Origin of the sequence: Luteolibacter pohnpeiensis (assembly GCF_016595435.1) — a bacterium.
Classification (GTDB): domain Bacteria; phylum Verrucomicrobiota; class Verrucomicrobiia; order Verrucomicrobiales; family Akkermansiaceae; genus Luteolibacter; species Luteolibacter pohnpeiensis.
Genome location: NZ_JAENIJ010000007.1, coordinates 161,376 through 167,681 on the forward strand (window position 1 = coordinate 161,376; position 6,306 = coordinate 167,681).

5 protein-coding genes and 1 tRNA gene are annotated in these 6,306 nt (G+C 57.0%); all 6 read left to right on the forward strand.

What is annotated here, in order from left to right; all coding sequences use genetic code 11:
• The 6 genes from JIN85_RS06625 to JIN85_RS06650 all read left to right on the forward strand — a co-directional run bounded on the left by JIN85_RS06625 (position 1) and on the right by JIN85_RS06650 (position 6,075).
• Positions 1 to 738, forward strand: a complete 738-nt coding sequence (locus JIN85_RS06625; RefSeq protein ID WP_200268878.1) for a hypothetical protein — start codon at positions 1 to 3, stop codon at positions 736 to 738.
• A 4-nt stretch (positions 739 to 742) separates the two neighbouring features.
• On the forward strand, positions 743 to 2,221 hold the full coding sequence (locus tag JIN85_RS06630) for an AsmA family protein (RefSeq protein ID WP_200268880.1): 1,479 nt from the start codon (positions 743 to 745) through the stop codon (positions 2,219 to 2,221).
• Positions 2,218 to 2,781 (forward strand): 16S rRNA (guanine(966)-N(2))-methyltransferase RsmD, encoded by a 564-nt coding sequence (gene rsmD, locus JIN85_RS06635; protein ID WP_200268882.1) that lies wholly within the window; start codon positions 2,218 to 2,220, stop codon positions 2,779 to 2,781. The genes JIN85_RS06630 and rsmD overlap by 4 nt, the downstream gene beginning before the upstream one ends.
• 43 nt (positions 2,782 to 2,824) lie before the next feature.
• Positions 2,825 to 4,105 carry a 3-deoxy-D-manno-octulosonic acid transferase gene (locus JIN85_RS06640; RefSeq protein WP_200268883.1) on the forward strand — a complete coding sequence of 427 codons (1,281 nt, stop codon included), beginning with the start codon at positions 2,825 to 2,827 and terminating at the stop codon, positions 4,103 to 4,105.
• Positions 4,106 to 4,107: 2 nt separating this feature from the next.
• The gene (locus JIN85_RS06645; protein ID WP_200268885.1) at positions 4,108 to 5,895 is read left to right on the forward strand and encodes a hypothetical protein; all 1,788 of its coding nucleotides are present in this window, start codon (positions 4,108 to 4,110) and stop codon (positions 5,893 to 5,895) included.
• Positions 5,896 to 5,984: 89 nt separating this feature from the next.
• Positions 5,985 to 6,075: transfer RNA gene (locus tag JIN85_RS06650), tRNA-Ser, on the forward strand.
• Positions 6,076 to 6,306 lie beyond the last annotated feature (231 nt).

Genomic DNA, 6,306 nt, shown 5'->3' on the forward strand with positions numbered 1-6,306 from the left:
ATGAAATTCCGCGCCTTTCTTCCCGTCCTTCCGATCGTTGCCGCTCTCCACGCTGCTGAGGTTCCGAAGGTGTTCAGTGGTCTTTTTGAGCAAGACGTGCCAGTGCGAGCGCAAAACGGCATGGTAGTTCCTCCGCCGGAAATCGACAAATACGTCGCAAAGGTTGAGAAAGCCGCGAGTAAAGACCCGGATTGGTTCAACGATTACTCGGCCAAAGCCAAACCAGGTGAACCTCTCCCGTACCACGAAAAGCTGGGAATCACGCAGGAGGAATACAACGAATACCTCAAGCTTTGGGCGAAGCGCGAATTCAAGCCTGTCAGTGACGACCTGATGCTCATGCTGCGCAAAAGCAGTGGTGACACTTGGACCCTCACTGCTACCGGGGCCGCCAGTGCTATTTCGACGCTGCGCTACGATCCCAAGAAAGACGTTTTCCTTTCTCCGAATGGCGAGATGAAACGGCTGGAAGATATCAAAGCGGATTCCGAAAGCACGCTGGGGTCCTGGACTGGCTCCGAATGGCGTTTCGAAGAGGAAACTAGCCTCGGCAAAACCAAGGAAAACATCGCGCTGGGAAAATACACGGACAAACCCTACGGCCTGATCATCTACCGCGTTCAGGAAGTTTCCAGTGAGGGAACTCTCCTGATCGACAAGAGCTTGGTTCTTCGTTTCGCGCTCGGAAAGGCCGGGCAAATCCCAATGGGCCCAGAGCCATCCACGAAAAAACATTGAGCCGATGACCACTCAGGCAGCTCCTGATCGCGGAGCGCGCCGGATCCCCCGCCGGTGGCTGCGGATCTTGTTTTACCTCGGCATCATCGTCTTCGTGTTGATTCCGCTGCTTGCCTTTGGCGGCAGCAATCTGTTTCTCGCATCGGCTTGGGGACGCGGATTCCTCGCTGGCAAAATCGAGAAAATCACTCGCCTAGAGGCAAGCATCGGCGGCGCCTCATGGTCACCCTGGAATGGCATTTCCCTCTCAAATGTCCGCCTCATGCAACCACCCGCGCTGCGAAAAGCCGTGCCCCAGCCGGTGGCAAAAATTGAAAAAATCCGTCTGGAGCCAGTCTGGAGCGCCTGGCTGCGCGGTCATCGCGAGATTCGCGCGCTGCACCTGGATTCCCCCAAGATCGTCCTCCCTCTTCAGCTGATTTCCCAGCTCATCCCTCCGACACCGGAGCAGAAGCCCGCGCAGCCCACCGCTACGCCAGAACCCTCGCCTGAGGTCGCTGCGAATCCAACCCCGGTGGCCCCCGTGCCCGAACCCGATCCACTCACGGGTCCAACCTCGCTAGAAGTGCAGCCATCGCCGCCGAAACCGCAACCGCCTCCGATTGTTGCGCCTCCGCTGCCCCCCACTCCACCGAAGCCCAAAAAGCCAGTTCCCACGAGCTGGATTCACCTGCACGACGCCTCATTTTCCATCGTCTATGCCGGAATCAATACTCCGATTTTCGAACTGAATCACCTGACCTCCAGCCTACCTGTCGCCGGAGATGCTGCGAGTTCGACACTTCGCATCGGCTCCATGAATTGTGCCGGACGAACGGTTTTCTCCAACCTCAAAGCCCCGCTGACCTGGAAAGCCCCCTTCCTTGATCTAAAACCGGTAGAGCTGGAAACCGATGGATTGAAAATGAGTCTCGAAGCTCGACTGGGAATGCTCGCCGGACTGCCTGCCCAGTTCGAATACAAATTCCCCGCGCAATCGGTTCCCGAAATTCTGACGACTGCCGGGAGTCAGATGAAATTGGAAAAGGCCAGCTTGCACGCACGCCTCATTGGATTGCTGCTCGCCCCCGCATCGATCCAAGGTGATCTGGTCGCAGAACTGGAAAAGGTTTCCGTGAAAGCAGGCGATTTGGAAAGAGACTTCGACACCGGACGCCTGGTCACGATCCTGCGCCAAGGCTCGATTTCCTGTGTCGACGCCCGCCTAATCGGTGACGATCTCTCGTTTCTAGGCAATGCCACGTTGAGACCCGACGGACGCTCCGCCGGCATCCTCCGCATGGTCGCCCCTCCTGAATCCATCGAGAATCTGGTCAGACGGATGCTTCCGAAATTAAATGAACCGCCGAAACTCACCGAGCTTTCCACGCCGCAACGAGTCGCGCTGGATCTGGAAATGTATGGACGTCTCGAGAAATCCATCACACTAAGCCTCGGCCACGGAGGCCCCTCCATCGGCATATCAACTACTGGAACTCCATGAGAATCATCGCCGGAAAAGCCGGGCGCACCGCCATCAAAGTCCCCGGAGCAGTTGCCCGCCCCACCACGGATTTCGTCCGTCAGGCGATCTTTTCCATCCTAGCCGATTCGATCGACGGGGCCAAAGTGCTGGATTTATTTGCCGGTTCTGGAGCCATTGGCCTTGAAGCTTTAAGCCGAGGCGCCGCGTCCTGCACGTTTGTCGACGAACACCGCCAGGCAACCGCTGTCATCAGCGAAAATCTGAAAAAGGCACGCCTCGACAACGGCAATGTGGTCCGTGCTGAAGTGACATCTTTTCTTAAGAGAGATACCGCACTTTATGATCTGATTTTCGCGGATCCCCCCTACTTCAAGCAGTACGGTGATCCGGATCATGTGCGGACCCTGCTGGAATCCGAACACCTCCCTCAGCGCTTGAGTGACGATGGCTGGCTGATCGCAGAAATCTCGGCAAGCCAGCCAACTCCCACAAGTCCGGCGTGGACGCTGCTCGATCGCAGAGAATATGGTGGCTGCGCAATTCTACTGTTTTCAAAATCAGCATCGCCATCGACTTAACATCCCCAGGCTCTGATTCTTCCGCCTCATTTTTCCCCGATCCATGCGTTTTCAAATCGCCCTCCTGATTTACCGGCTCGCTCTGCCGCTGCTATTCATCACTGCATTTCCGGGCTGGGTGGTTAAAATGATCCGCCGGGGAGGCATTGGCACGAGACTCGGAGAACGGGCATCGATTTATACCAGCGAGCTTGGCCATGAGCCCTGCGGCCAAATTCACATCCACTCAATCAGCGTCGGCGAAACCATGCTCGCCTTGAAGCTGATCCGCGAATGGAGAACCACCGAGCCGGATCGGCCATTTGTCATCGCAGTCGGCACAGCGACGGGCCACGCCGTAGCCACCAGTTCCGGCTTGAAGAATATCCGCGTCACCTACTCGCCACTCGATTTCCCCTGCATGGTCCGGCGTTACCTCAATCGCTTTGAACCAGCGAAACTGGTTTTGATCGAAGGTGAGGCATGGCCCCATTTGCTGCGACTCTGCAACCAACGTGACATCCCGGTGAGCTTGATCAATGCGCGTCTTTCGCCGCGATCCGCACGCCGTTACCGCAAATTCTCAAAATGGATTTCTCCCTTGTTCGGCATGCTCGATGCACTGGCGATCCAAGAAAGCAGTGATCAGCCAGTCTGGGAAAGCCTGGGAGTTTCCACTGAAAAAATCCACGTCACCGGCAGCCTCAAATTCGATCCAGGCACTGGAAGTGCACCAACCCGACGCCCGGAATTTCAGCAAATGCTGAATGCATTCGGGCAAAACCGCAAAGTCATCCTGGCGGCAAGCACTCACACCGGCGAGGAGGCATGGCTTGCCTCTGCCATGCGCGATGTCGCCGACAACTCGCTCCCGGTCATCGTGCCGCGCCATGCCGAGCGGCGGACCGAGGTCGTCCAAGCATTGCGAACGCTCGGATTTGATCCGATATTGCGTTCGAAATTCACTCCACCTGCCGATCCTGCCACGGCTTGCCTGGTCGTCGATTCCACCGGTGAGCTGCGCGATTGGACCGCCCATGCGGACATGGTCATCATTGGCAAAAGCTTCCTTGCTGAGGGTGGGCAAAATCCAGCGGAAGCGATTTTAGCTCATAAGCCATTGATTTTCGGCCCTCACATGGAGAATTTTCAGCCTTTGGCAAGTCGCTTGGTGGAGACCAACGCTGCGATTTGTGTGAATTCTCAAGCTGAACTGACCGCTGCCATCCGCCGTGTTCTCGAGCCTTCTAGCGCGCAACAGCTCACGGATCACGCCTCCCAGCTCTTAAATCAGCACGAGGGAGCGACCCGTCGAATGATTTCCCTCATTTCCGATGAAACCTAAGTTTGTCATTTTCAGATCAACCCGGTAAACTCGGGGCTGTGACCGATTCAGAAAATGATCCATTGCGCGGACTGCTGTCCGAATTTGCTCTCGGCCCAGCTTGGGCACGCGGTGAAACCGAGCCGCGCCCGCCCCGTCAGGATGGCCGTGACAGAGACTCGCGCCCGCCCCGCCGTGATGATCAAGGCCGTGGTCAACGCCGCCCATTTCAAGGTCGGGATGGCCGCAACTCGCGTGGTGGTTACGACCGCAGCGGCCCACCGCGTCGCGAAGAAATTCCACCTGCTGAAGGAGTCCGCGTAACGCTGCTTCCGGATGCTCAGGCGATTCATCTGATCGGTCGCGAAGTTCACCAGGTCGCTCGAGTTTACCCATTGTTCGATGTTGCCCGCATTTTGCTGGCAGAGCGCGCACGATGCCGCGCCGTGTTCGAACTGGAGCCAAGTCGGCCGCCCATGTATGCTGGCATTCTCGACGAATCCCTTTTTCTCACCAAAGAAGAAGCAGTGCGCCACCTTTGGAATTCCGATCTCCGCAAGGAGCTGTTGGAGGAAGAAATCGTTGAGGTCGATCCACCCAATGGAAATTTCCAATCCGTCGCCCGCTGTGGCATTTCCGGTGAATGGCTGGGACCACCAAATTTCCACGCCTACCAACCGAATCTCCGCCGCCTGCACCGGGAACGCTTTTCGAACATGCCATTCGAAGTCTACGCCGCCAAGGTCCGAACCGAACGCGGTGAAGAAGCAGTCAATGCATGGCTGGAAAGCATGAAGCAAAAGACCCGCTGGCGCCTTAAATCGGAAACGCCTGCTCCGGCACCTGCACCCGCTATCGATTCCGAAACAGCCTCAACCGAAGAAGAAACCGAAGCCGCCACTTCCGGCCCTTCCGCTGAAGAAGCCCCATCCAATCCAAATCCCTGGATGGATGATCAAGCCGAGGCAGAACGCGCGTTGACAGGAACCACCTTTGGCAAAGTCTTCAAGGAAGTTCACAAGGCCGAAGTTTCCGCCGCCCTCCCCGGGAAAAACTTATCTCCCTCCCTGCTCACCACACTCAAGATGGCAGGAAGCCACGCCCGCAAGCACCCAGCTATTCTGATTCCAGCCGTGTGCCGGGCTTTGGAGGCAGAACACCTCCCCGTGTTCAAGCGCCAAGGCAAGCTGCATACCGGTCCAGCCCGGCCCCATGCCCTCGCGCCCAACGCCGTGTTGGCTGCACGCCCAGCTGCAATGGTCGAGTGGATACGCGCCAACAAACCGGCCAAGCTCGATGGTTTCTGGAAAGCCATCCTCCCCGAAGGCATGACCGAGCCTTCCACCGAATACGCTGCTGACCTTTTCTGGCTCCTCAACCAAGGTCACATCCTGCTCTACACCGACGATACCATCGTGGTTCAAGAGCCAAGAGAACCAACCCCACCGAAAAAGCCAAAGGCGAAGAAATCGCCGAAGGCACCTGCAGATTCCGAAACTGCCGAAACCACCGAAGGTTCGACAGCCAGTGCTCCTGAGGTCGGATCCGAACCGAGCGAAGATCCCCTTTCAGTCGCCGAAACGGGCGTCACCCTGGAAGCCGCAGAGGCTGCCGAGCTTGCCGCCGAATCCGAGCCAACCGCGGATGCGCAAACTCCCGAGCCATCGGAAGCTGTCACCGCCTCAGATGACACGCCAGAAAGCGCTCCAGTCGCTGCAGATCCTTTGGAAGTCGCTGAGATTCCAGCGACAGAACCCACACCGGATGAAGCCGCAGACCTGCCTGCCGAAGAAACAGAAAAACCTTCATAATCCCCCTTTGAGAATCTTTCCGAAAGATTCTCATCGGAATGGTTGACGGGAACGATCCACTATGGTTCAAACCTCTCGACCTGCTTCACGGAACGGTGGCTGAGTGGTCTAAAGCACTCCCTTGCTAAGGGAACGTAGCTCAAAAGGTTACCGAGGGTTCGAATCCCTCCCGTTCCGCCACCAAAGATTCTCCCATTTCCCGAGAATCCAATCGCTCAGCGACTCCCCTTCATCTAAAAGCCAAGGGGGGGGGATGAGAACCCCATTGCGCAGCAAGGGTTTGAAAGCATTCGGAGCATCGCGACGCTCCAAACCATGGGTCTACACCAAAGATTGGGGATGAGGCTTTTTGTTGAGGTTTTGAGGATGGGTTTTCAGCCGCATTGGGCGATCACGCGGAGCCGGTAGTTT